Raw genomic sequence first — 20,353 nt, 5'->3', positions numbered from 1 at the left:
CGGTTCCGGTGCCGGCCCCGGCCGTGCTCCCGGTCCCGGTCCAGGCCGTGGTGCCGGTCCCGGTGGCGGTGACGTGGACGGTGCCGGGTGTGACGGGGCTCGGCGTGGTCACCTCAGTGCTCCTTGACCAGTTCGGCGTACGGCCCGCCCGCGGCCACCAGACCGGCGTGCCGCCCGCGTTCCACGACCGTGCCCCGGTCGAGGACCAGGATCTCGTCGCTGTCGCGCACGGTGCTCAGCCGGTGGGCGATGACCACACAGGCGCAGCCGCGCCGCCGCAGATTGTCGATGACCTCCCGCTCGGTGACCGCGTCCAGGGCGCTGGTCACCTCGTCGAGGACCAGCACGCTGGGGTCGCGGACCAGGGCCCGGGCCAGTTCCAGCCGCTGCCGCTGCCCGCCGGAGAAGTTCCGGCCGTCCTGCTCGACCCGGCTGTGGATGCCGCCGGGGCGGCGGGAGACCACGTCCAGGACGGCGGCGTCCGCGAGCGCCGCGACGACCGCCTCGTCCGGCACCGACGGGTCCCAGAGCGCCACGTTGTCGCGGACGGTGCCCTCGAAGAGGAAGACGTCCTGGTCGACGAAGGACACGGAGGCGGCGAGCGCGCCGCGCGGGATGTCCGCGAGCGGCATCCCGTCGATGCGGACCGCGCCCTCCCACGGCGCGTACAGACCGGCGATCAGCCGCGAGACCGTGGACTTGCCGCTGCCCGAGCCGCCGACGAGCGCGACCTGCTGCCCGGGGCCGACCGCGAGCGAGAAGTCCTTCAGGAGCGGCGCGTCCAGCGGGCTGTAGCCGAAGGTGACGCCGTCGAGCTCCACATGGCCGGTGAGCCTGCGGGCACCGGCGGCGGGCTCGCGTCGGGTGTGGACCGGGTCCACGGGGAAGTTCTCCACGTCCTTGAGCCGGGCGACGTCCGCGGCGAAGTCCTGGATCCGGCCCGCGACCCCGCCCAGACGCGCGACGGGCGCCGTGAAGCCGGTCACCAGGGACTGGAAGGCGACGAGCAGACCCACCGTCAGATGGCCTTCCACGGCGCGCAGTCCGCCGATCATCAGGATCAGCGCGCTGTTCAGCGCGGCCAGCGTGGGCGCCACGATGGCCAGCCACGCGCCGGGCACGCCGAGCCGCTGCTGCACGTCGAGCGTGACCGCGTGCTGCCCCGACCAGCGGCGGAAGAAGCCGTCCTCGCCGCCCGTGGCCTTGATCGTCTCGATCAGCTGGAGACCGCCGTACGAGGTGTTGGTCAGCCGGGCGCTCTCGGCGCGCAGTTTGTGCGTGCCGGTGGCCCGGACCCGCATCGTGATCCGCAGCGCCACCACGTTGAGCAGCGCCACGCCCACGCCGACCAGGGTCAGCTGCGGGTCGTAGGTCCACAGCAGCACCGCGTACAGCAGCACCACGACGGCGTCCACGCCCGCCGCCGACAGGTCGCGGGCGAGGGTCTCGGCGACCTGGTCGTTGGAGCGCAGCCGCTGCACCAGGTCCGCCGGGCTGCGCTGGGCGTAGAAGGCGACCGGGAGCCGGAGCAGGTGCCGCAGGAAGCGGGCGCCGCCGAGGGTCGAGGAGACCACGCGCCCGCGCAGCAGATTGCCCTGCTGGAGCGCCGTGAGCGCCGCCGTGAGGACCAGCGCGGTGGCCATCGCCGCGAACAGCACGCCGAGCAGCGAGGACTGCCCGCCGATCAGGAAGCTGTCGATGTACGTACGGCTGAGCGCCGGCACCCACGCGCCGACCGCCACGAGCAGCACGCTCGCGAGCACCGCGGCGGCCATCGTGCCCGAGGTGCCGCGCAGCCGGGCGGGCACGGCGTCCAGGACGCCCGGCCTGCGGCCGCCGCGCCGGAAGCCGGCGCCCGGTTCGAAGACGAGGACGATTCCGGTGAAGGCGGTGTCGAACTCCTCCATGGGCACGAAACGGCGGCCCTTGGCGGGGTCGTTGACGTACACGCCGGACCGGCCCAGGCGCCGGCCCATGCCCTCGTAGACGACGTAGTGGTTGAACTCCCAGAACAGCACGGCCGGCGCCACGACCTCGGCGAGCGCCGCCAGGTCCATCTGCATGCCCTTGGCCGTCAGCCCGTAACTCCGCGCCGCCTTCAGGAGGTTGCTGGCCCGCGAGCCGTCGCGTGAGACTCCGCACGCGATGCGCAGCTCCTCCAGCGGCACGAACCGGCCGTGGTGCCCGAGCACCGTCGCGAGCGCCGCGGCGCCGCACTCCACCGCCTCCATCTGCAGCACCGTCGGGGTGCGGACGGTGCGGGTCCCGCGGCCGCGGGGCGGCGCGGTGCGGGCCGGACGGCGCCGGGGGCGGGAGGTCTTCTTGCGCGGGTTCACGGGAGCAGCCAGTCGACGGGACGTTGCGAGGAGAGGTGGACGGAGCCGGTGACCGGCGTGCCGGAGCCGGCGGGGTCCGGGCCTTCGGGGGAGCGGGGGAGGCGCACGAGCACCGCCACCGGGTTGCCCTGCCGGGTGAACTCCGCCGCGAGCCCGTCGTCGCCGAGGAAGCCGCCGATCTGCGCACGGGACTGGGGTGCGCGGCCCACGGCGGTGACCCGGCCGCGCAGCGTCCCGGCACGGGTTCCGGCGGCGTGGGGGACGGTCACGTCGACGGCGGTGCCCGTGCGGACCGAGGAGGCCTCGCCGGCCGGCACGTACAGCACCGCCACCAGCGGTTCGTCCGGGTCCGTGACCCGCTCGACGGCGGCCACGTCGGCGCCGGCCGTCACGACGGCGCCGGTACGGGCGAACAGGACGGCCACCCGGCCGCCGGCCACGGCGCGCACGGGCTTGTCGCCGCGGTCCGTGCGGACGACGGCGAGCGGTTCTCCGGCGGTGACCGTCCGGCCCTCGGCGACCAGGACCTCGGTCACCTGCCCGGCCACCGGGCTCTGCAGCAGGTAGCGGCCCTCGGCGTGGGTGAGGATGCCGGGCGCGCTCAGCTTCGACGTCACCGTGCCGGTGAACGCCCAGTACCCGGCGGCGGCCATCACGAGCACCGTGACGGCCAGGACGAGCCGGCCCTGGGGGCGCGCGAAACGCACCGGGAGATCGAGTTCCTCGGGGGACTGCAGCTTGGAAAGGGCCTTCTGGCGAAACTGCATGGACTGTTCCTTCGACCGCAGTTCGACTGCGTTTTCCTGTGCCGCCGTACCGCGGCGGGACGACCCCCGTCGGTCCCGCCGCGGGTGCCGGACACCCCGGGGCGTGTGCCCCGGGGCGTCCGGCGGTGGGACTCGCTCAGAGACCGGCGATGCCGGTGATGGCGCCGGTGTTCACCGAGACGCCGGTGACGCCCTGGACCAGGCCGGGGACGCCGTTGACGAGGCCCTCGACGTTCTGCACGGTCTGCAGGTTGCCGACGGTGCCGAGCAGGTTGGTGACGTCGCCGGTCACGGCGCCGGCGAGACCGCCGTTGACGCTGATGACACCGCCGGACACGGCGTCGAGCTCGGTGTCGGCGATCTCGCGGGTCTCGATGTCGTTACGCATGGAGCGCACCTTTCGTTCAGTGGGGGGAATCCGTCTGCCGCGGCGGGCCAGATCAAAGCACGCCAACGGGTGTACGAGCCAATTCCCTTGACGCCTTTTCGGCACCTTTCGCGCACCACTGGAAGCCGCCCGTGCAGCATGTTTCACCCAATGGCGACGACTTCTCCGCAGAGCGGAGTAACAGATTCCGGGGGTCCTCGAAGGGTGGCGGACGAACCGGGACGAAACCCGGCAGCGAGCCTCGGGTGGTGTGCCGGTCCGGCGAGCGGTGGGGGAGGCCCGGTTCAAGTCACGTACACAATGTGCAGGTTCTCGGCAGGCGGTGACGAAGGCGCGGTACGGCCCGCGGCCCCCGGCGCTCGCGGCCGCTCACAGCCAGCCGGCCCGCTGCGCCTGCAGCGCCAGCTGGAAGCGGTTCGCCGCGCCGAGGCGGGCCATCAGGACCTGCAGCCGCCGGAACAGGGTCCGGCGGCTGACACCGAGTTCGCGCGCGATGACCTCGTCGCTCGCCCCGCCCGCGAGCAGCCGCAGCAGCCGGCGGTCGGCGGGCGGCAGGGCGGCGGGCCGGGCCGCGCCGCCGTGGAAGGGCAGCGCGCTGTTCCAGCACTGCTCGAACAGCGCCACCAGCGCGGAGAGCAGCCCGCACGGCTGCACCACCAGCATCGTGTTGACCACGTCCGCCTCCCTGATCGACAGCGACACCAGGGCGTACGCCTCGTCGATGATCAGCAGCTTCACCGGCACCGAGGGCAGCACCCGCGCCTGCTCGCCCGCCGCGATGGCCGGCTCGATGGCGTCCCGCAGGTGTCCCGGGTGCTCCAGGGACTCCCGGGAGTACACGACCCGCTGCCGCACCCCGCGCGCCAGCGTCGCCAGCGCGTCCTCCGTGGCGCCGGGCAGCAGCACGTACGGCGGCGACTCGAACTGCCGGATCTGCTCCCGCGCGCTCGCCCACGCGTGCCGCATCCGCGGCCCGATCGCCTCCCCCGTGACGACCTCGACCAGGTCGTCGTTGTAGGCGGCCAGCCGGTGCCGCCGGAACGACTCGAAGGCTCCGCCCACCGCGATCCGCGACTCCTCCAGCTCCGCCGCCCGGTGCCGGGCCAGGATCTCCAGGCCCGCCGCGGGCGGCACCGGCGCCACCACGTCGCCCTCGCCGTCGGCCGCGCTGGCCAGGCCCGCGTCGACCAGCTCCGCGTACGCGTCGGACAGCTCGGCGCCGCCCAGGCCCGCCGCACGCCCGATCACGCCGAGCGGCGCGGGCGCCGATGCGAGCAGCGCCCGGTAGACCCGTCCCGCCGCGGGACCGACCCCCAGGAGCCGCAGCGCCTCACCGAGTTTCGCGTTCGTCATGCCCTCATTGTCGGCGCCCTCCGACCCCTGCGTGTCCGATCAGTGCCACTGGCACTCCCGGGCCCACGCCGTCCGCCGGGAGGACTACCGTCCGGAACCGCAAGCTCACCCGAACACGCGAGCAAACCGACGAAGGGGTACGACGTGGCCAAGGCCCGGAAGAACGGTCTGTACGCAGGCATCTCCGAGGAACTGTCGGCGCTGATGCGCACCGGCTGGGCCGACACCGAACGGCACGACCTCACTCCCGACGAGCAGGCCCCGTACGCGGCCCTCCGCCGCGCGGCGCTCTCCGCCCGCTTCCCCGGCGAGCGCCTGGTGATCCCCTCGGGCAACCTCAAGGCCCGCTCCAACGACGACACCTACCCCTTCCGCCCGTACTCCGGCTACGTGCACATGACCGGCGACCAGGCCAGGGACGGCGCCCTGGTGCTCGAACCGCGCGCGGACGGCGGCCACGACGCCTACTGCTACCAGCTGCCGCGCGACGGCCGGGACACCGACGAGTTCTGGAGCGGCTACCACGCCGAGCTGTGGATGGGCCGCCGCCGCTCCCTCGCCGAGTCCGAGCGCGTCCTCGGCCTGCCCTGCCGGGACGTCCGCACCGCCGCCCGGGACCTCGCCGCCTCCACCGTGCCCACCCGTGTCGTCCGCGGCGTCGACCCGGTCCTCGAGGCCGCCGTCAGCACCGACGAGGAGCGCGACGACGAGCTGGAGGAGGTGCTGAGCGGCCTGCGCCTGGTGAAGGACGCCTGGGAGATCGGCGAGATGCGCAAGGCGGTCGACTCCACCGTGCGCGGCTTCACCGACGCGATCGCCGAGCTCTCCCGCGCCGTCGCCACCTCCGAGCGCTGGATCGAGGGCACCTTCTTCCGCCGCGCCCGCCTGGAGGGCAACTCCGTCGGCTACGGCTCCATCTGCGCCGCGGGCGAGCACGCCACGATCATGCACTGGACCACCAACGACGGACCCGTGCGCCCCGGCGAACTGCTGCTCTTCGACGCCGGCGTGGAGACGAACAGCCTCTACACCGCCGACGTCACCCGCACCCTCCCCATCAGCGGCACCTTCACGCCCGTCCAGCGCCGGGTCTACGACGCGGTGTACGAGGCGCAGGAGGCCGGCATGGCCGCCGTCAAGCCCGGGGCCGCCTACCGCGACTTCCACGAGGCGGCCCAGCGCCACCTCGCCGCCCGGCTCGTCGAGTGGGGCTTCATCGAGGGCCCCGCCGAGCGCGCCTACGAACTCGGCCTCCAGCGCCGCTTCACCATGGCCGGCACCGGCCACATGCTCGGCCTGGACGTCCACGACTGCGCCCACGCCCGCAACGAGGAGTACGTCGACGGCGTCCTGGAGCCCGGCATGGTGCTCACCGTCGAGCCCGGGCTCTACTTCCAGCCGGACGACCTGACCGTGCCCGAGGAGTGGCGGGGCATCGGCGTCCGCATCGAGGACGACCTCCTCGTCACCGAGGACGGCCACGAGAACCTGTCGGCGGGTCTGCCCAGGTCCGCCGACGAGGTCGAGGCCTGGATGGCCCGGCACGCCGGCTGACCGGGGGAGCGGCACCGGGAGCGGCGCCGTGCCCACGGGGGGCACGGCGCCGCGAATGGAAGGCGCCACGGGTTGGGGCTAATGTCGATACATAGGCCATAGGTGCGCCGACGCTCCCGCGGTCAGGCAGTCTTCGCAAGCCTCGTAGCCCCGCGGTAGAGGGCTCGAGGGCGCGCGGAAGGAGCCTGCCATGACCCGTACAGTGCGCGCGGCGATCGCCGTCGCGGGAACCGCGGTCCTGTCCCTGAGTGCGGTGGCCACGAGTGGCGTCGCCCAGCCAGCTTCGGACTCGGCCCAGCGTCAGGAGATCAAGATCGGGCTGCTGCTCCCGGAGAGCAAGACGACCCGGTACGAGAAGTTCGACAAGCCCTACATCGAGCAGAAGATCCAGGAGCTGGCGCCCGGCGCCCAGGTCGACTACTACAACGCGGCCGAGAGCGCGACCACGCAGCAACAGCAGGTCAACACCGCGCTCGCCAAGGGCGACAAGGTGCTCATCCTGGACGCGGTGGACTCCAAGTCGATCCAGTCCTCGGTGGACAAGGCCCACGCCGCCGGCGTGAAGGTCGTCGCCTACGACCGGCTCGCCCAGGGCCCGGTCGACTCCTACGTCTCGTACGACAACCGCAAGGTCGGCGAGCTGCAGGGCAAGGCGCTCCTCGACGCCCTCGGCGACAAGGCCGACTCCGGCCAGATCGTGATGCACAACGGCTCGCCCACCGACCCGAACGCCGCCGACTTCAAGGCCGGCGCACACTCCGTGCTCGACGGCAAGGTGAAGATCGGCAAGGAGTACGACACTCCCAACTGGGACCCGAACAACGCCAACCAGCAGATGTCCGGAGCCATCAGCGCACTCGGCAAGGACAAGATCGTCGGCGTCTACTCCGCCAACGACGGCCTCGCCGCCGGCATCTCGACCGCCCTCAAGGCGGCCGGCATCAAAGTGCCGCTGACCGGTCAGGACGCCCAACTCGACGCCATCCAGCGCATTCTGGTCGGTGATCAGACGATCACCATCATGAAGCCGTACAAGCCCGAGGCCGACATCGCCGCCACGATGGCCGTCAACCTCGCCGAGGGCAAGGCGCTCCCGAAGGACCTCGTCCCCCTGACCGTCACCAACGGCAGCGGCGACAAGGTGCCGGCCAACCTGCTGACGCCGGTCGTGGTCGACAAGACCAACATCAAGGACACCGTCGTCAAGGACGGTCTCTACACGGTCGACGAGATCTGCACGCCGACGTACGAGGCCGCGTGCAAGCAGGCCGGACTCGAGTAACCGCCCGGCGAAGACGGGCCTGGCAGGGTCGGAGGCGGTGGCGGTGCCGGAAACACCTGTGCTCACGCTACGGGGAATCTCCAAGCGGTTCGGCGCGGTCCAGGCCCTGTCGGACGTCGACCTGGACGTGCACGCCGGTGAGGTCGTCGCCCTGGTCGGCGACAACGGCGCCGGCAAGTCGACCGCCGTCAAGGCGATCGCCGGGGTGAACCCGCCCGACGAGGGCGTCATCGAGTGGCAGGGCAGGCCGGTGTCCATCAACCGGCCCCACGACGCCCAGAACCTCGGCATCGCCACCGTCTACCAGGACCTCGCGCTGTGCGACAACCTCGACGTGGTCGGCAACCTCTTCCTCGGCCGCGAACTGCGCCGCTTCGGCGTGCTCGACGAGGTCCGCATGGAGCAGCGCTCCCGCGAACTCCTGGAAACCCTGTCCATCCGCATCCCCAGCGTCCGCATCCCGGTCGCCTCCCTGTCCGGCGGCCAGCGCCAGACGGTGGCCATCGCCCGCTCCCTCATCGGCGACCCCAAGGTCGTCATCCTGGACGAGCCCACCGCCGCGCTGGGCGTCGAGCAGACCGCCGAGGTCCTCGACCTCGTCGAACGGCTCCGCGAGCACGGCCTGGGGACCATCCTCATCAGCCACAACATGGTGGACGTGATGGCGGTCGCGGACACCATCGCGGTGCTGCGGCTCGGCCGCAACAACGGCCTCTTCGACAAACGCGCCACCAGCACCGAGGAGATCATCTCCGCCATCACCGGCGCCACCGAGAGCGCCGTGACCCGGCGTCAGGCCCGCATCCGCGAAGAACGGCAGGCCCGCGGGGAGGAGGAGCCATGAGACGCGAACGGAAGCCCGGCGGGCCGGGCGCGCCCGGTGACGCCGCCACCCAGCGACCCGCGCCGGAGGCCGTCCCCGCCGTCGACAGCCGGCTCATCGTCCGCGAGGAGGGCTTCCGCGGCTATCTCGGCGAGTTCCGGCGCAAGCTGCGCAGCGGCGAGCTGGGCTCCCTGCCGGTCGTCGTCGCCATCGTCGTCATCTGGACCGTCTTCGGCAGCCTGGACAGCACCTTCCTCTCCGCACAGAACCTCTCGGACCTCAGCCAGCAGATCGTCGGCACCGGCATGATCGCCGTCGGCATCGTCTTCGTCCTGCTGCTCGGCGAGATCGACCTCTCCGTCGGCTCCGTCAGCGGTCTGTGCGCGGCCGTGTTCGCCGTGCTCAACGTGCTCAACGGCATGAACGAATGGCTGGCGCTGCTGGTCGCCGTCGCCGGGGGAGCGGCGGTCGGCCTCATCCACGGCTTCTTCTTCGCCAAGGTCGGCGTGCCCGCCTTCGTCGTCACCCTGGCCGGCAACCTCTTCTGGAACGGCCTGATGCTCCAGGTGCTCGGCACCTCCGGCACCGTCAACATCCCGAGCGAGACCATCGTCGCCGAGCTCTACTCGACGATCTTCCACAACGCGGCCGTCTCCTACGTCACGGCGGGCGTCGGCACCGGTCTGTTCCTGCTCGCCTCGCTGCTCGACGCGAAGCGGCGGCAGGCGGCCCGGGTGCCGTTCCGGCCGGTCGCCGAGATCGTGATCAGGACGGTCGTCATCGGGGCCCTCGCCTTCGCCGCCGCGTACATCCTCAACCAGTACCAGGGCCTGCCGCTGGCGCTGCTGATCTTCCTCGTCCTGCTGGTGCTCCTCGACTTCGTGCTCCGCCGCACCCGTTACGGGCGGCAGGTCTTCGCGGTCGGCGGCAACATCGAGGGCGCCCGCCGCGCCGGCATCAGCGTGGCCTTCGTCCGGATGAGCGTCTTCACCATCTCCGGCACCATGGCGGCCGTCGGCGGCATCTTCCTCGCCGGCCAGATCCAGTCCGCGAGCCAGACCTCCGGCGGCGGCAACCTCCTGATGAACGTCATCGCCGCCGCGGTCATCGGCGGCACCAGCCTGTTCGGCGGGCGAGGCTCGGTGTGGTCCGCGCTCCTCGGCGCGCTCGTCATCGGCTCCATCCAGTCCGGCATGAACATCATGGGCGTCAGCAACGCCGTCCAGTTCATGATCACCGGCGCGGTGCTGCTCGCCGCCGTGGTCGTGGACTCCCTGTCCCGGCGCAGCCAGAAGGCCGCGGGACGCGCCTGAGGCGTGCTCAGGCGCGCCCACGGCCGCGGGCCCGGACCGGCTACGGCTGGTGGAACCGCACCTCGGGGTGCTCCGCGCTCGGTCCGGTGAGGAGCGGCTGCGGGACACCCTTCAGGTGCTCGTCGAAGAACGCGGCGAGATACGCACGGGTCACGGTGAGCGCCCGGTCGGCCGGGATCGGCCCGGCCGGCAGGCCGAAGTGACGCTGGATCACCGGCGCGTCCGAGAACGTGAAGTGGTCGGCACCGGCCACCGTCAGCCAGCGCTTCCAGCCGTCGAGCGCCCGCCACGTACGGTCCCAGGTGGCGTCCTCGCCACCAGGGCGGTGCGTCTCGTCGTCCGTGCCCAGGAACAGGAACGGCCGGCCGCCGAGACCGCCCGCCGGCAGCGTGTCCCAGAAGGAGCCGTCCATGTTCACCCCGGCGTCGATGCGCCGGTCCGCGAGCATCGCGGTCGCCGCGCTCGCGCCGCCGATGGAGTGGCCGGCCATGCCGATCCGGGACCGGTCCACGATCCGCGCGTACGGCCAGGCGGCGTGCGGCCCGGTGATCCGGTCCAGGACGAAGCGGACGTCCGCGGCGCGCGCGGCCGTGACGTCGCTGCCCTTCGCCCGGCCCTCCTCCAGGGCCTTGCAGGCCACGCACGTGAGGATCCGTCCGTCCGGCACTGCCGTGCCCGAGGTCTCGTAGGCGTGGTCGACGGAGGCGACGACATAGCCGCGCGAGGCGAGGTCCACGGCGGTGGCGGTGAGCGTGAAGCGCGGCACGCCGAAGCCCGGCGACAGCACCACGAGCGGATGCCGCCCCGGCGCGGGCCGCGCGTTCGTCGCGCTGTGGGTGCTCATGCCGGCGAGCGCGCGCACGGACGCCGGATCCGTCACCCCGACGCCCTCCAGGAGCAGGCGTGCCTCCTGCTCGGTCGCGTACGGGGCGGGCCGGCCGTGCGCCTTGCGGGCCGCCGGGTAGTGGAGGGTGACCATCAGTTCCCGGCCGTCGGCGTCCGGCACCCAGGGGTCGGTGCGGGACCGGTCGACGAGGTGGAGGACGGAGGTTCCGACGCCGGACCTGCCGGTGGGCGCGGGAAGTTCGAGCGCGGCGGCCGCCGAGGCGGCGGTGGCCGCGGGGGCGGCGGCCGTCGGCGTCGCCGCGGTGGCGGGGAGGGCGGTCGCGGGTAACGCGACGGCGCAGGCGAGGAGGGCGGCCGCGGCCGCCCGAGTCAGTTTGACCATGTCCAGGACGTTAGGGCGTGGGGCCCGACCATGCGTCAGACCACGGGCGGAACCCGCCGGCGGCCCGTACACCCGGGGTCGGACCCCGCGTCCGCCTCACGGTGCCCACGCGCCCGGACCACTTCCCGGACCAGCGTGCGGAACCGCTCTGCGGATGCGGGCCGCGTGCCGGTCCGGGATGCTGGACGGGACAGGGGGGCCACTCTAGGAGGGCTGCGATGTCCGTGATGGACAAGCTCAAGCAGATGCTCAAGGGCCACGAGGACAAGGCGGGTCAGGGCATCGACAAGGCCGGCGACTTCGTCGACGGCAAGACGCAGGGCAGGTACAGCGGCCAGGTCGACACGGCCCAGGACAGGCTGAAGCAGCAGCTGGGCTCCGACCAGGCGCCGCCGCCCCCGGAGCAGCCGCCCCAGCGGTGACCCACCTCGCCCCTGGCAGCCGCGCCGTCCGGGCGCGGCTGCCAGGGGCGTTTCCGGGCGAGGCCTCAGGAATCTTCGGAGATGGAGCCGACGAGGTCGCCGACCGGGCGGTCGGGCAGGGTCCTGGCGACGTCGGCCTGGGCGATGATGCCCACGAGGACGTGGTCGTCGATGACGGGGACACGGCGGATCCGGTGCTCGCTCATCACGTGCAGCACCTCGTCGGCGTCGTCGTCCGCACCGACGGTGACGATCTCGTCCTGGGCGAGCTCTCCGGCCGTGCACTGCGCGGGGTCCTTGCCCTCGGCGACGACCTTCAGCACGATGTCACGGTCGGTGAGCATGCCCTTGAGCCGCTCGTCGGGACCGCAGATCGGCAGCGCGCCCACGTGGAGCTCGGCCATCTTCCTGGCGGCGTCGGCGACCGTCTCGTCCCATCGGACACAGGTGGCGTCCGGGGTCATCATCTCGCGTGCGGTGGTCATGGTGGTCTCCCGTGGTGGTGGAAGGGGCGTCGGAACGGAGGGGATCGGGGTCAGGCGGTGCGGCCCTCGAGTGCCGTGACGATCGCCTTCGAGAAGGCGTCCAGATCGGCCGGTCTGCGCGAGGTGATCAGCGGATGGCCGCCGGAGGTGTCCACGACGACCTCTCGGTCCTGCCAGTGGCCGCCGGCGTTCTCCAGGTCCGTGCGCAGGGACGGGTAGGACGTGAGCTCGCGGCCCTTGACCACCCCGCTCTCCAGCAGGAGCCACGGACCGTGACAGATCGCCGCCACGGGTCTGCCGTCGTCGGCGAAGGCGGCGATCAGGCGCTGTGCCCGGTGGTTGGTGCGCAGCCGGTCGGCGTTCAGGGTGCCGCCCGGCACGACCACCGCGTCGTACGCGTCCGGTGAGGCCTGGGCGAAGGTCGTGTCCGGTTCGACGACGGTTCCCGGCCGGCGGTCGGAGATCAGGGTCAGGACGGGTTCGTCCCGGGGGGCGGCGACCGTGACGCGGGCACCGGCTTCCCGCAGTACCGCCATCGGGTGCATGAGTTCGTCCTGCTCCGTCCCGTAGTTGCTGGTGAGGACGAGAACGGTCGTTCCGTCGAGCGTCACGGTGGATCCCTTCGGCGTCCCTGGGTCACATGGTCATTCGTCCCCGAGGGAGCGCTTGAGTTCGGCCTTGTTCATCGAGGACCGGCCGTGGATGTTGCGGCGTTGTGCCTCCGCGTACAGCTGGTCGTACGTCGGTCCCTCGGAGCCGCTGTGCGAGCGCTTGCCGCCGCGGCGTGAGGAGGACATGTCCTGGAGCGAGGTCTTGCTCGCCGTCTTCGACTCGCCCGCGCGGGCGCGTTCCTTGTTCACGGTGCGGGCGGCGATCTCCTTCGCGCGCTTCTGGCTCTCGCCGCGGTCCAGGGCACTCTCCTTGATGTGCTCGTACTGACGTTCGCGCTTGGCGCTCGATCCGCGGGGCATGGTCCGCTCCTCTCCGGGCGTGCGGGGTTGTTCTGGGCCCTTAACGGGCCGCTGCCCTGACCGACTGGATTAATTCGTGTCAAAAGGGAGCGGAGCGGGAATCCTTACCTCAGACGCTCGACCGACGGACCCCCGCCGCGCAACCCGTACGGCGCAGGCCCACCGCCACCGTCGAAGGAGCCACATGCCCAGGAACGCGACGTCGACACGTCGCTCCCCCGTCCGTCCCGCGACGCCCACCCGGGCGGCCGCGATGCGCCGACACGCGCTGGACGGACTGCCGGAGATCGACCGGCCCACCCAGGTGTCCACCGATGACGCCCAGACGTTGTCCACCGCGCTCCTCACCCGGCTGCGCGAACTGGAGCCGGGCACGCCCGAGCACGCCTACGTACGCAACACCCTCGTCGAGCTGAACCTGAGCCTCGTACGGTTCGCGGCCCGGCGCTTCAAGAACCGGCCGGAACAGCGCGAGGACATCGTCCAGGTCGGCACGATCGGTCTGATCAAGGCCATCGACCGCTTCGACCCGGACCGCGGCATCGAGTTCTCCGCGTTCGCGCTGCCCACCGTCGTCGGAGAGATGAAGCGTTTCTTCCGCGACACCACCTGGGCCGTCCGGGTGCCCCGGCGGCTCCAGGAACTCCGCATCGACATGGCCAAGGCCGCCGACGCCCTGGAACAGAGCCTCGGCCACCGGCCCACCCGCGCCGAGGTCGCCGAGCACCTGCACGTCCCCGAGGAGCGCGTCGCCGAGGGCGAGATCGCCGCCCGCGGCTACACCGCCCGCTCCCTGGACGCCTCCGTCGCCGACGAGGGCGACCCGCCGCGCGCCGGCTCGCGCCGGCTCGCCGCGCCGGAGCCCTCGTACGAGCTGATCGAGGACTTCGCCTCCCTGAAGCCGCTCATCGCCCGCCTCGACGAGCGGGACCGCATGATCCTGTCGCTGCGCTTCGGCGAGGACCTCACCCAGGCGGAGATCGGCGCCCGCCTCGGCCTCTCCCAGATGCACATCTCGCGCCTGCTCACCCGCATCCTCGGTGAGCTCCGCACGGGACTCCTGGCCGAGGAAGAGCCGGCCGCGCCGGCCACCACCGAAGGCTGACCGGCGCCCCGCCCCCCGGTCGCCTCCACGTTTTCCTCCGGGTCACCCGGGCAGCCGCACCGCGGAGCCCACCGCACGGAGCGACGCGCACCCACGTGGAGGTGTCATGACCGAGTTCGGCTACTTCCTGTCCTGCGAGGAATTCGGGCCGGTGGATCTCCTGGACCAGGCGAGCATGGCCCAGGACGCCGGCTTCCGCTCGCTGTGGATCTCCGACCACTTCCACCCGTGGAACGAGGCCCAGGGGCACAGTCCGTTCGTCTGGTCCGTGATCGGCGGTCTCTCACAGCGCTGCGAGCTGCCCGTCGAGACCGCCGTCACCTGCCCGACCGTGCGCCTCCACCCGGCGCTCGTCGCCCAGGCCGCCGCCGCCTCGCAGGTCATGCTGGACGGGCGCTTCCGGCTCGGGCTCGGCAGCGGGGAGGCGCTGAACGAACACGTCCTCGGCGACGCCTGGCCGATCGCCGACGTACGCCTCGACATGCTGGAGGAAGCCGTCGAGGTGATCCGGAAGCTGTTCACCGGCGAGCAGATCACCCACCGCGGCCGCCACTACACCGTGGAGAACGCCCGCCTCTACACCCTGCCCGACACCCCGCCGCCGATCGACCTCTCCGCCTTCGGCCCCAAGGCCGCCGCACTCGCCTCGCGGATCGCCGACGGCTTCGTCACCACCGCCCCCGACCGCGAACTGATCGGCACCTTCCGGGCCGGTGACCCCGGGCGGCCCGTGTCCGCCTCCACCAAGGTGTGCTGGGCGGCCTCCCGCGACGAGGCGGTCCGCACCGCCCACCGCCTGTGGTCCGTCGAGCAGCTGCCCGGCGAGCTGAACCAGATCCTGCCCACACCCCGCCACTTCGAGCAGGCCTCGGAACTCGTCACCGAGGAGACGGTCGCGGAGTCCGTGCCCTGCGGACCCGATCCCGAGGAGCACGCCCGCCGGCTGCGGGCCTTTGCCGACGCCGGCGTCGACCGCGTCCACGTCGGCCAGATGGGGCCCGAGCAGCGGGGCTTCTTCGACTTCTACCGGACCAAGGTGCTGCCACTGCTCGACGGAGCCGGCCCGGCCGGCGCGAGCGGCGCCGCCGACCGGAACGGACGGACGGACCGAACCGACCCGAGGGACGGAGGCGAGCGGTCATGACCAAGGAGACCGTTGCCGACCACCTGCTCGACCGGCTCCGCGCCTGGGGCGTCAGCCATGTCTTCGGCTACCCCGGCGACGGCATCAACGGCCTGCTCTCCGCCTGGTCACGGGCCGGGGACGACCCGCGGTTCATCCAGGCCCGGCACGAGGAGATGGCCGCCTTGGAAGCCGTCGGACACGCCAAGTTCTCCGGCCACGTCGGCGTCTGCGCCGCCACCTCGGGACCCGGCGCCGTCCACCTCCTCAACGGCCTGTACGACGCCAAACTCGACCACGTACCCGTCGTCGCCGTCGTCGGACAGACCGACCGCAGCGCCATGGGCGGCTCCTACCAGCAGGAGGTCGACCTGCACAGCCTGTTCAAGGACGTCGCCTCCAGCTACCTGGAGACCGTCAACGTCCCCGAACAGCTGCCCAACGTCCTCGACCGCGCCGTCCGCACCGCCTACGCCCGCCGCGCCCCCACCGCGCTGATCATCCCCGCGGACGTGCAGGAACTGCCGTACTCCGCTCCGGAACACGCCCACAAGATGGTCCCGTCCAGCCTCGACGTCGCCGGCTGGGCACCCGTGCCCGACGACGCCTCCCTCGCCCGCGCCGCCGAACTCCTCAACGCGGGCACCCGGGTGGCCATGCTCATCGGCCAGGGCGCGGCCGGCGCCGCCCGCGAGGTCGAGGAGACCGCCGAACTGCTCGGCGCCGGCGTCGCCAAGGCCCTCCTCGGCAAGGACGCCCTCAGCGACGAACTGCCGTACGTCACCGGCTCGATCGGCCTGCTCGGCACCCGCCCCTCGTACGAGCTGATGCGCGACTGCGACACCCTGCTCACCGTCGGCTCCAGCTTCCCCTACTCCGAGTTCCTGCCGCCGTACGGCCAGGCGCGGGCCGTGCAGATCGACATCGACGCCCACATGGTCGGACTGCGCTACCCGTACGAGGTCAACCTCGTCGGCGACGCCGCGGCCACCCTGCGCCGCCTGCTGCCTCTGCTCCTCCGCAAGGAGGACCGCGGCTGGCAGCGGGCCGTCATCGCCGGAACGCGCCGCTGGAGGACCGTGATGGAGCGCCGCGCCGCGCTCTCCGCGGACCCCGTCAACCCCGAGCTCGTCGCCCACGCGCTCGACCCGCTGCTCCCCGACGACGTCATGATCACCGCGGACTCCGGCTCCGTCGCCAACTGGTACGCCCGCCACCTCACCCTGCGCCCCGGCATGCGGGCCTCGCTCTCCGGCACCCTCGCCACCATGGGCTGCGCCGTCCCGTACGCGATCGGCGCCAAGTTCGCCCACCCCGACCGGCCCGCCGTCGCCCTCGTCGGCGACGGCGCCATGCAGATGAACGGCATGGCGGAGCTGGTGACCGTCGCCAAGTACGCCGACGAATGGACCGACCCGAGACTCGTCGTCGCCGTCTGGAACAACCAGGACCTCAACCAGGTCAGCTGGGAGCTGCGTGCCATGGGCGGCACACCGCCCTACGGTCCTTCCCAGGCCATCCCCGACGTGCCGTACGCCGGCTTCGCCCGGTCGCTCGGCATGGACGGCATCCGCGTCACCGATCCCGGCGACGTCGAGGACGCCTGGCGCCAGGCCCTGTCCGCGGACGGTCCCACCGTCCTGGACTTCCGCACCGACCCGGCCGTGCCCCCCATCCCGCCGCACTCCACGTGGGAGCAGATCGAGGCCACCCTCGCCTCCCTCGCCCGCGGCGACGGCCACCGCGGGCACGTGGTGATGCAGGGCCTCAAGGCCAAGGCCCAGGAACTGCTGCCGCGCCGCCCCGGCGGACGGTGAACGCCGGTCGCGATCCACGCGCGCGACAGCGACTGGTGCGGACTCAGAAGTGACCAGTGCGGTCTCGGAAGTGACCAGTGCGGTCTCGGAAGTCAGGCCGCCGGAGCCGGCGGGGCTGCGGTCAGGCCGCCGGAGCCGGGGGAGCGGCCGGGTCGGCGGGAGCGGCGGGGTCACCCCAGCCCGGAACCGCGTCGCGCGCGCCCGAGGGCGGAGCGGGACGCGGGGACGCCGGAGGCGGCGATCCTGGCCGGGGTGCCGCGGGATGCGGCGGGACGGCGGGCCGGGAACCGGGATGCGGGCCGGGCCGGGGGGACGGGCGGTGCTCCAGGCGCATCCGGTAGCCCTTCTCCGCGAGGTCCCGGCCGTCGCCGTCCGTGAAGCGGCCGGTCACCGTGTACACCCCGCAGTGCGCCCGGCCCACCGGGAGGCGCTCCGGAGGCAGCCGCACCTCGTAAGGGCCGCCGGTCCGGAAGCCGCCGAGGACGGTCCGCGTCGTCGCGAGCACCTTCCCGTCCATGACCAGGGACTCCTCGAAGGCCAGCCCGTCGACCTCCCGGTCCAGCCGGAACGTGAGGCCGACACTGATCACCGTGCCCTCGGGGACCACGATCGGTTCCGCTTCGACGGGGCGGTCGCTGCGCGGCACTTCGAGCCGTCCCAGCTCCTCCGTGTGCAGGGAGAGGTCAAGGAGTTCGAAACCGGTCACGGCCGGTCACCGCCTTTCGTCGCGCCGAGCCCGGAGGGCACGGGCCGCGAGCGCGGACGCGCCCGCCGCCGACGCGCCCACGGCCGACGCGACGGTCATCGGATGCCGGGCCAGGGCGGTGTACGGCGAACGCTCGGCGGACTCCGCGTCGAAGGCGCCGTGGGCGCCGTGGTCCCGCCCGTCCGGCCCGTCCAGGGGAGCCCAGAGGTTGTGCGGACCGTCGGCCGTGGCCGGCAGGTCGGTCTGCTGGGAGTCGTAGCCGGTACGCGCCAGGTACCGGTCCAGGAGGCCGGGCGCCGCCCGGCGGGTCAGTACCGCCGCCGCGGTGGACGCGCCGACCCGGTACTCCTTGCGCCGCGGGTGCCGGGCCGCGTGCAGCACGGCCCGGGCGGCCACCTCCGGCTGGAAGACCGGCGCGACCGGGCGCGGCCGGTGCGGCAGCCTGGACAGCGCCCAGGAGAACTGCGGCGTGTTCACGGACGGCAGCTGCACGAGCGTGACGGCCACGCGGCTGTGCCGGTGCAGCAGTTCGAGCCGCACGGAGGCCGTGAAGCCGTTGATCGCGTGTTTCGCCCCGCAGTACGCCGCCTGGAGCGGCACGGACACCTCGGCGAGGGCCGAGCCGATCTGCACGACGGCTCCCGAGTCGCGCGGCAGCATGCGGCGCAGCGCCGCCCGCGTCCCGTTGACGCAGCCGAGATAGGTCACCTCGGTCACCCGCTCGTACTCGTCGGCGGTGACGGAGAGGAACGGGGCGAACACGGAGGTGAACGCCGAGTTCACCCAGACGTCTATCGGCCCCAGACGGCTCTCGACCAGGTCGGCGGCCTCCTCCACCATCGACGGGACCGCCATGTCCACCGGTACCACCAGGGCCGTGCCGCCCGCGCGCTCGACCTCACTAGCCGCCGCCTCCAGACCCACCCGGCCGCGGGCGAGCAGCGCCACCCGGGCTCCGGCCGCTCCGAACTCCCGCGCCGTGGCACGCCCCACGCCCGCGCTCGCACCCGTCACCACGACCGTGCACCCGTCGAACGGCCGCGCCCCGCCGCGCGTCGCACGCAGCACGAGCAGTCCTTCCAGGAAGGAGAGGACGTCCGACGTCCTGACCATGATCACGCTCCTCGGGCCTCGGTCTCCGTCCCGGCGCACGGTCCCCGCCCGTGCGTCGGGACACGGTTCCCAGCGGGCGACTGCCCCGGCCCGGCCGGAACACGCCTGGCGTGCGTCGACGCGGGTGGAACGCCGCTCACCGGGTAGACGCTGGCCGAAGCGAGGAGACGGCCATGAACGACCTGACCATGGGAGTCGAGGAGGAGTTCGTCCTCGTCGACCGGGCGAGCCGTGCCCCCGTCGACCGGGCTCCGGACGTCATCGCCTCGGCCGCGCGGATACTCGGCGAGCAGGTCCAGAACGAGTTCTTCAACGCCCAGGTCGAGACCATCACCCAGCCCACCGGCTCGTGCCGCGACCTGAGGGACGAACTGGTCCGGCTGCGCTCCGTCGTGGGCACCGCAGCCCGCGCGGAACGCTGCCTGCCGATCGCCACCGGCACGCCGGTCGTGCCGCCCGCGCAGCCGCTGACCATCACGGACACGGAGCGCTACCGGCGCATGGCCCGGCGCTTCGCGTCCCGCTTCAGCACCGTCGACGGCCTCGTCTGCGGCTGTCACGTCCACGTCGGCACCTTCGACCGCGAGCTCGCGCTCGCCCTCTCCCGCCGCATGGCCCCGTGGCTCCCCGTGCTGCAGTCGGTGACGGCCAACTCGCCCTTCGCACGGCGGCGCGACACGGGCTTCGCCAGCTGGCGCTCCGTCGAGTACGCGAGCTGGCCCACCGTCGGGCCCGCGCCCGACCTCGACGAGCCCCGCTACCTCGCGCACGTGGCCGAGCTGGTGCGCACCGGCACCCTGCTCGACCGGCGGATGGTGTACTGGCACGCCCGCCCGTCGGAGCACGTGCCCACCCTGGAGATCCGCGTCGCCGACTCCAACGCGGACGTGGACACCGTCGTCATGGTCGCGGCCCTCGTCCGTGCCCTCGCCGCCACCCTGCTGGCCGACGAGCAGGCCCACCAGCCCGTGCAGCGCACCCCGCTGCGCCGACTGCTGCTCGCCCATGAGCTGGCCGCCCGGTACGGCCTGTCCGGCTTCGGCATCGATCCGTGCACGGGTTCCGAGCGGCCCGCCACCGAACTGGTCGACCGCCTCGTCGAGCGGGTGCGGCCGGAACTCGACCGCACCGGCGACACCACGCGGGTCCTGCGCCAGTGGCACAGCATCCGCGCCTACGGGGTCGGCGCGACCCGGCAGCGCGTCGCGTACCGCCGCCAGGGCCGCCTCAGCGACGTGGTGGACGCGCTGGCGCGACTGACGGCCCTGCCCTGACCCCGACGGCCTCCTGTCCTGACCGACCGGCTGTCCTGACCGACCGGCGGACGACCGCACGGCCCGGCGCCGGCCCGAGGGCCGGCGCCGTCGGCCGAACGGCTGTCACCGCACGGACGTCACCAGCGGTACCAGCGGCTGTTGCTCCCGGAGCGGAAGAAGAATCCCAGGACCCAGAGCACGAGCAGGGCGATGGCGATCCACCACAGCACGTCGAGGGCGAAGCCGGCGCCGAACAGCACGAGGATGATGAGCAGGACGATGAGCAAAGGAATCATGACGAGTCTCCTGAG

General features: G+C 72.8%; 20 protein-coding genes. 9 read left to right on the top strand and 11 right to left on the bottom strand.

Annotated features, from left to right (window positions below; all coding sequences use genetic code 11):
- Positions 1 to 113: 113 nt before the first annotated feature.
- The 4 genes from ACFVGS_RS00670 to ACFVGS_RS00655 all read right to left on the bottom strand — a co-directional run bounded on the left by ACFVGS_RS00670 (position 114) and on the right by ACFVGS_RS00655 (position 4,844).
- The gene (locus tag ACFVGS_RS00670) at positions 114 to 2,336 is read right to left on the bottom strand and encodes an NHLP family bacteriocin export ABC transporter peptidase/permease/ATPase subunit (protein ID WP_384407227.1); all 2,223 of its coding nucleotides are present in this window, start codon (positions 2,334 to 2,336) and stop codon (positions 114 to 116) included.
- The gene (locus ACFVGS_RS00665; RefSeq protein ID WP_385688954.1) at positions 2,333 to 3,103 is read right to left on the bottom strand and encodes an HlyD family efflux transporter periplasmic adaptor subunit; all 771 of its coding nucleotides are present in this window, start codon (positions 3,101 to 3,103) and stop codon (positions 2,333 to 2,335) included. Before ACFVGS_RS00665 ends, ACFVGS_RS00670 begins: the two co-directional genes overlap by 4 nt.
- Positions 3,104 to 3,239: 136 nt before the next feature.
- Complete coding sequence (locus tag ACFVGS_RS00660) at positions 3,240 to 3,491, bottom strand: hypothetical protein (protein ID WP_384407223.1); 252 nt, start codon at positions 3,489 to 3,491, stop codon at positions 3,240 to 3,242.
- 369 nt (positions 3,492 to 3,860) lie between these two features.
- The gene (locus ACFVGS_RS00655; RefSeq protein ID WP_384407221.1) at positions 3,861 to 4,844 is read right to left on the bottom strand and encodes a LuxR family transcriptional regulator; all 984 of its coding nucleotides are present in this window, start codon (positions 4,842 to 4,844) and stop codon (positions 3,861 to 3,863) included.
- Positions 4,845 to 4,988: 144 nt separating this feature from the next.
- Here ACFVGS_RS00655 and ACFVGS_RS00650 point away from each other — a divergent pair, with 144 nt between their 5' ends.
- The 4 genes from ACFVGS_RS00650 (at position 4,989) to ACFVGS_RS00635 (ending at position 9,816) form a co-directional block, all read left to right on the top strand.
- Entirely contained in the window at positions 4,989 to 6,398 is a 1,410-nt protein-coding gene (locus ACFVGS_RS00650; protein WP_385688951.1) for an aminopeptidase P family protein, read from the top strand.
- Between the two features lie 190 nt (positions 6,399 to 6,588).
- Complete coding sequence (locus ACFVGS_RS00645) at positions 6,589 to 7,680, top strand: substrate-binding domain-containing protein (protein WP_384407217.1); 1,092 nt, start codon at positions 6,589 to 6,591, stop codon at positions 7,678 to 7,680.
- 43 nt (positions 7,681 to 7,723) lie between these two features.
- A complete protein-coding gene (locus ACFVGS_RS00640; RefSeq protein ID WP_384407215.1) occupies positions 7,724 to 8,524 on the top strand; it encodes an ATP-binding cassette domain-containing protein in 801 nt (266 codons plus the stop codon).
- Positions 8,521 to 9,816 carry a sugar ABC transporter permease gene (locus ACFVGS_RS00635; protein WP_384407213.1) on the top strand — a complete coding sequence of 432 codons (1,296 nt, stop codon included), beginning with the start codon at positions 8,521 to 8,523 and terminating at the stop codon, positions 9,814 to 9,816. The genes ACFVGS_RS00640 and ACFVGS_RS00635 overlap by 4 nt, the downstream gene beginning before the upstream one ends.
- Before the next feature lie 40 nt (positions 9,817 to 9,856).
- On the opposite strand, the gene ACFVGS_RS00630 is transcribed toward ACFVGS_RS00635, so the two are convergent.
- On the bottom strand, positions 9,857 to 11,044 hold the full coding sequence (locus tag ACFVGS_RS00630; RefSeq protein WP_385688946.1) for an alpha/beta hydrolase family protein: 1,188 nt from the start codon (positions 11,042 to 11,044) through the stop codon (positions 9,857 to 9,859).
- Between the two features lie 218 nt (positions 11,045 to 11,262).
- On the opposite strand from ACFVGS_RS00630, the gene ACFVGS_RS00625 reads away from it, so the two are divergent.
- Entirely contained in the window at positions 11,263 to 11,466 is a 204-nt protein-coding gene (locus ACFVGS_RS00625) for an antitoxin (RefSeq protein ID WP_384407209.1), read from the top strand.
- Between the two features lie 65 nt (positions 11,467 to 11,531).
- On the opposite strand, the gene ACFVGS_RS00620 is transcribed toward ACFVGS_RS00625, so the two are convergent.
- The 3 genes from ACFVGS_RS00620 to ACFVGS_RS00610 are packed head-to-tail and all read right to left on the bottom strand — an operon-like array spanning position 11,532 to position 12,922.
- Positions 11,532 to 11,951 carry a CBS domain-containing protein gene (locus ACFVGS_RS00620; protein WP_384407207.1) on the bottom strand — a complete coding sequence of 140 codons (420 nt, stop codon included), beginning with the start codon at positions 11,949 to 11,951 and terminating at the stop codon, positions 11,532 to 11,534.
- Between the two features lie 50 nt (positions 11,952 to 12,001).
- On the bottom strand, positions 12,002 to 12,562 hold the full coding sequence (locus ACFVGS_RS00615) for a DJ-1/PfpI/YhbO family deglycase/protease (protein WP_384407205.1): 561 nt from the start codon (positions 12,560 to 12,562) through the stop codon (positions 12,002 to 12,004).
- A 33-nt stretch (positions 12,563 to 12,595) separates the two neighbouring features.
- Positions 12,596 to 12,922 (bottom strand): plasmid stabilization protein, encoded by a 327-nt coding sequence (locus tag ACFVGS_RS00610; RefSeq protein ID WP_384407204.1) that lies wholly within the window; start codon positions 12,920 to 12,922, stop codon positions 12,596 to 12,598.
- A 184-nt stretch (positions 12,923 to 13,106) separates the two neighbouring features.
- On the opposite strand from ACFVGS_RS00610, the gene ACFVGS_RS00605 reads away from it, so the two are divergent.
- From ACFVGS_RS00605 to ACFVGS_RS00595, 3 genes are all read left to right on the top strand, one after another.
- The gene (locus ACFVGS_RS00605) at positions 13,107 to 14,027 is read left to right on the top strand and encodes a SigB/SigF/SigG family RNA polymerase sigma factor (RefSeq protein ID WP_385688942.1); all 921 of its coding nucleotides are present in this window, start codon (positions 13,107 to 13,109) and stop codon (positions 14,025 to 14,027) included.
- A 106-nt stretch (positions 14,028 to 14,133) separates the two neighbouring features.
- Entirely contained in the window at positions 14,134 to 15,171 is a 1,038-nt protein-coding gene (locus tag ACFVGS_RS00600; RefSeq protein ID WP_385688939.1) for a TIGR03557 family F420-dependent LLM class oxidoreductase, read from the top strand.
- Complete coding sequence (locus tag ACFVGS_RS00595) at positions 15,168 to 16,967, top strand: thiamine pyrophosphate-requiring protein (RefSeq protein ID WP_384407198.1); 1,800 nt, start codon at positions 15,168 to 15,170, stop codon at positions 16,965 to 16,967. The genes ACFVGS_RS00600 and ACFVGS_RS00595 overlap by 4 nt, the downstream gene beginning before the upstream one ends.
- Positions 16,968 to 17,088: 121 nt before the next feature.
- Here the strand turns inward: ACFVGS_RS00595 and ACFVGS_RS00590 are convergent, their stop codons facing one another.
- Both ACFVGS_RS00590 and ACFVGS_RS00585 read right to left on the bottom strand, forming a co-directional pair.
- Positions 17,089 to 17,673: a hypothetical protein gene (locus ACFVGS_RS00590; protein WP_385688936.1), complete on the bottom strand. Its 585-nt coding sequence runs from the start codon at positions 17,671 to 17,673 to the stop codon at positions 17,089 to 17,091.
- A 6-nt stretch (positions 17,674 to 17,679) separates the two neighbouring features.
- Positions 17,680 to 18,786, bottom strand: coding sequence for an SDR family oxidoreductase (locus ACFVGS_RS00585; RefSeq protein ID WP_385688934.1), 1,107 nt, complete (start codon positions 18,784 to 18,786; stop codon positions 17,680 to 17,682).
- 173 nt (positions 18,787 to 18,959) lie between these two features.
- Between ACFVGS_RS00585 and ACFVGS_RS00580 the strand changes: the two genes are divergently transcribed.
- A complete protein-coding gene (locus ACFVGS_RS00580; protein ID WP_384407193.1) occupies positions 18,960 to 20,060 on the top strand; it encodes a glutamate--cysteine ligase in 1,101 nt (366 codons plus the stop codon).
- A gap of 119 nt (positions 20,061 to 20,179) precedes the next feature.
- Here the strand turns inward: ACFVGS_RS00580 and ACFVGS_RS00575 are convergent, their stop codons facing one another.
- The gene (locus ACFVGS_RS00575) at positions 20,180 to 20,338 is read right to left on the bottom strand and encodes a hydrophobic protein (RefSeq protein ID WP_385688931.1); all 159 of its coding nucleotides are present in this window, start codon (positions 20,336 to 20,338) and stop codon (positions 20,180 to 20,182) included.
- Positions 20,339 to 20,353: the final 15 nt, after the last annotated feature.

It is taken from the genome of Streptomyces sp. NPDC127114, assembly GCF_042677525.1.
Taxonomy (GTDB): Bacteria; Actinomycetota; Actinomycetes; order Streptomycetales; family Streptomycetaceae; genus Streptomyces.
This window is presented reverse-complemented; position numbering and strand designations above follow the sequence as displayed.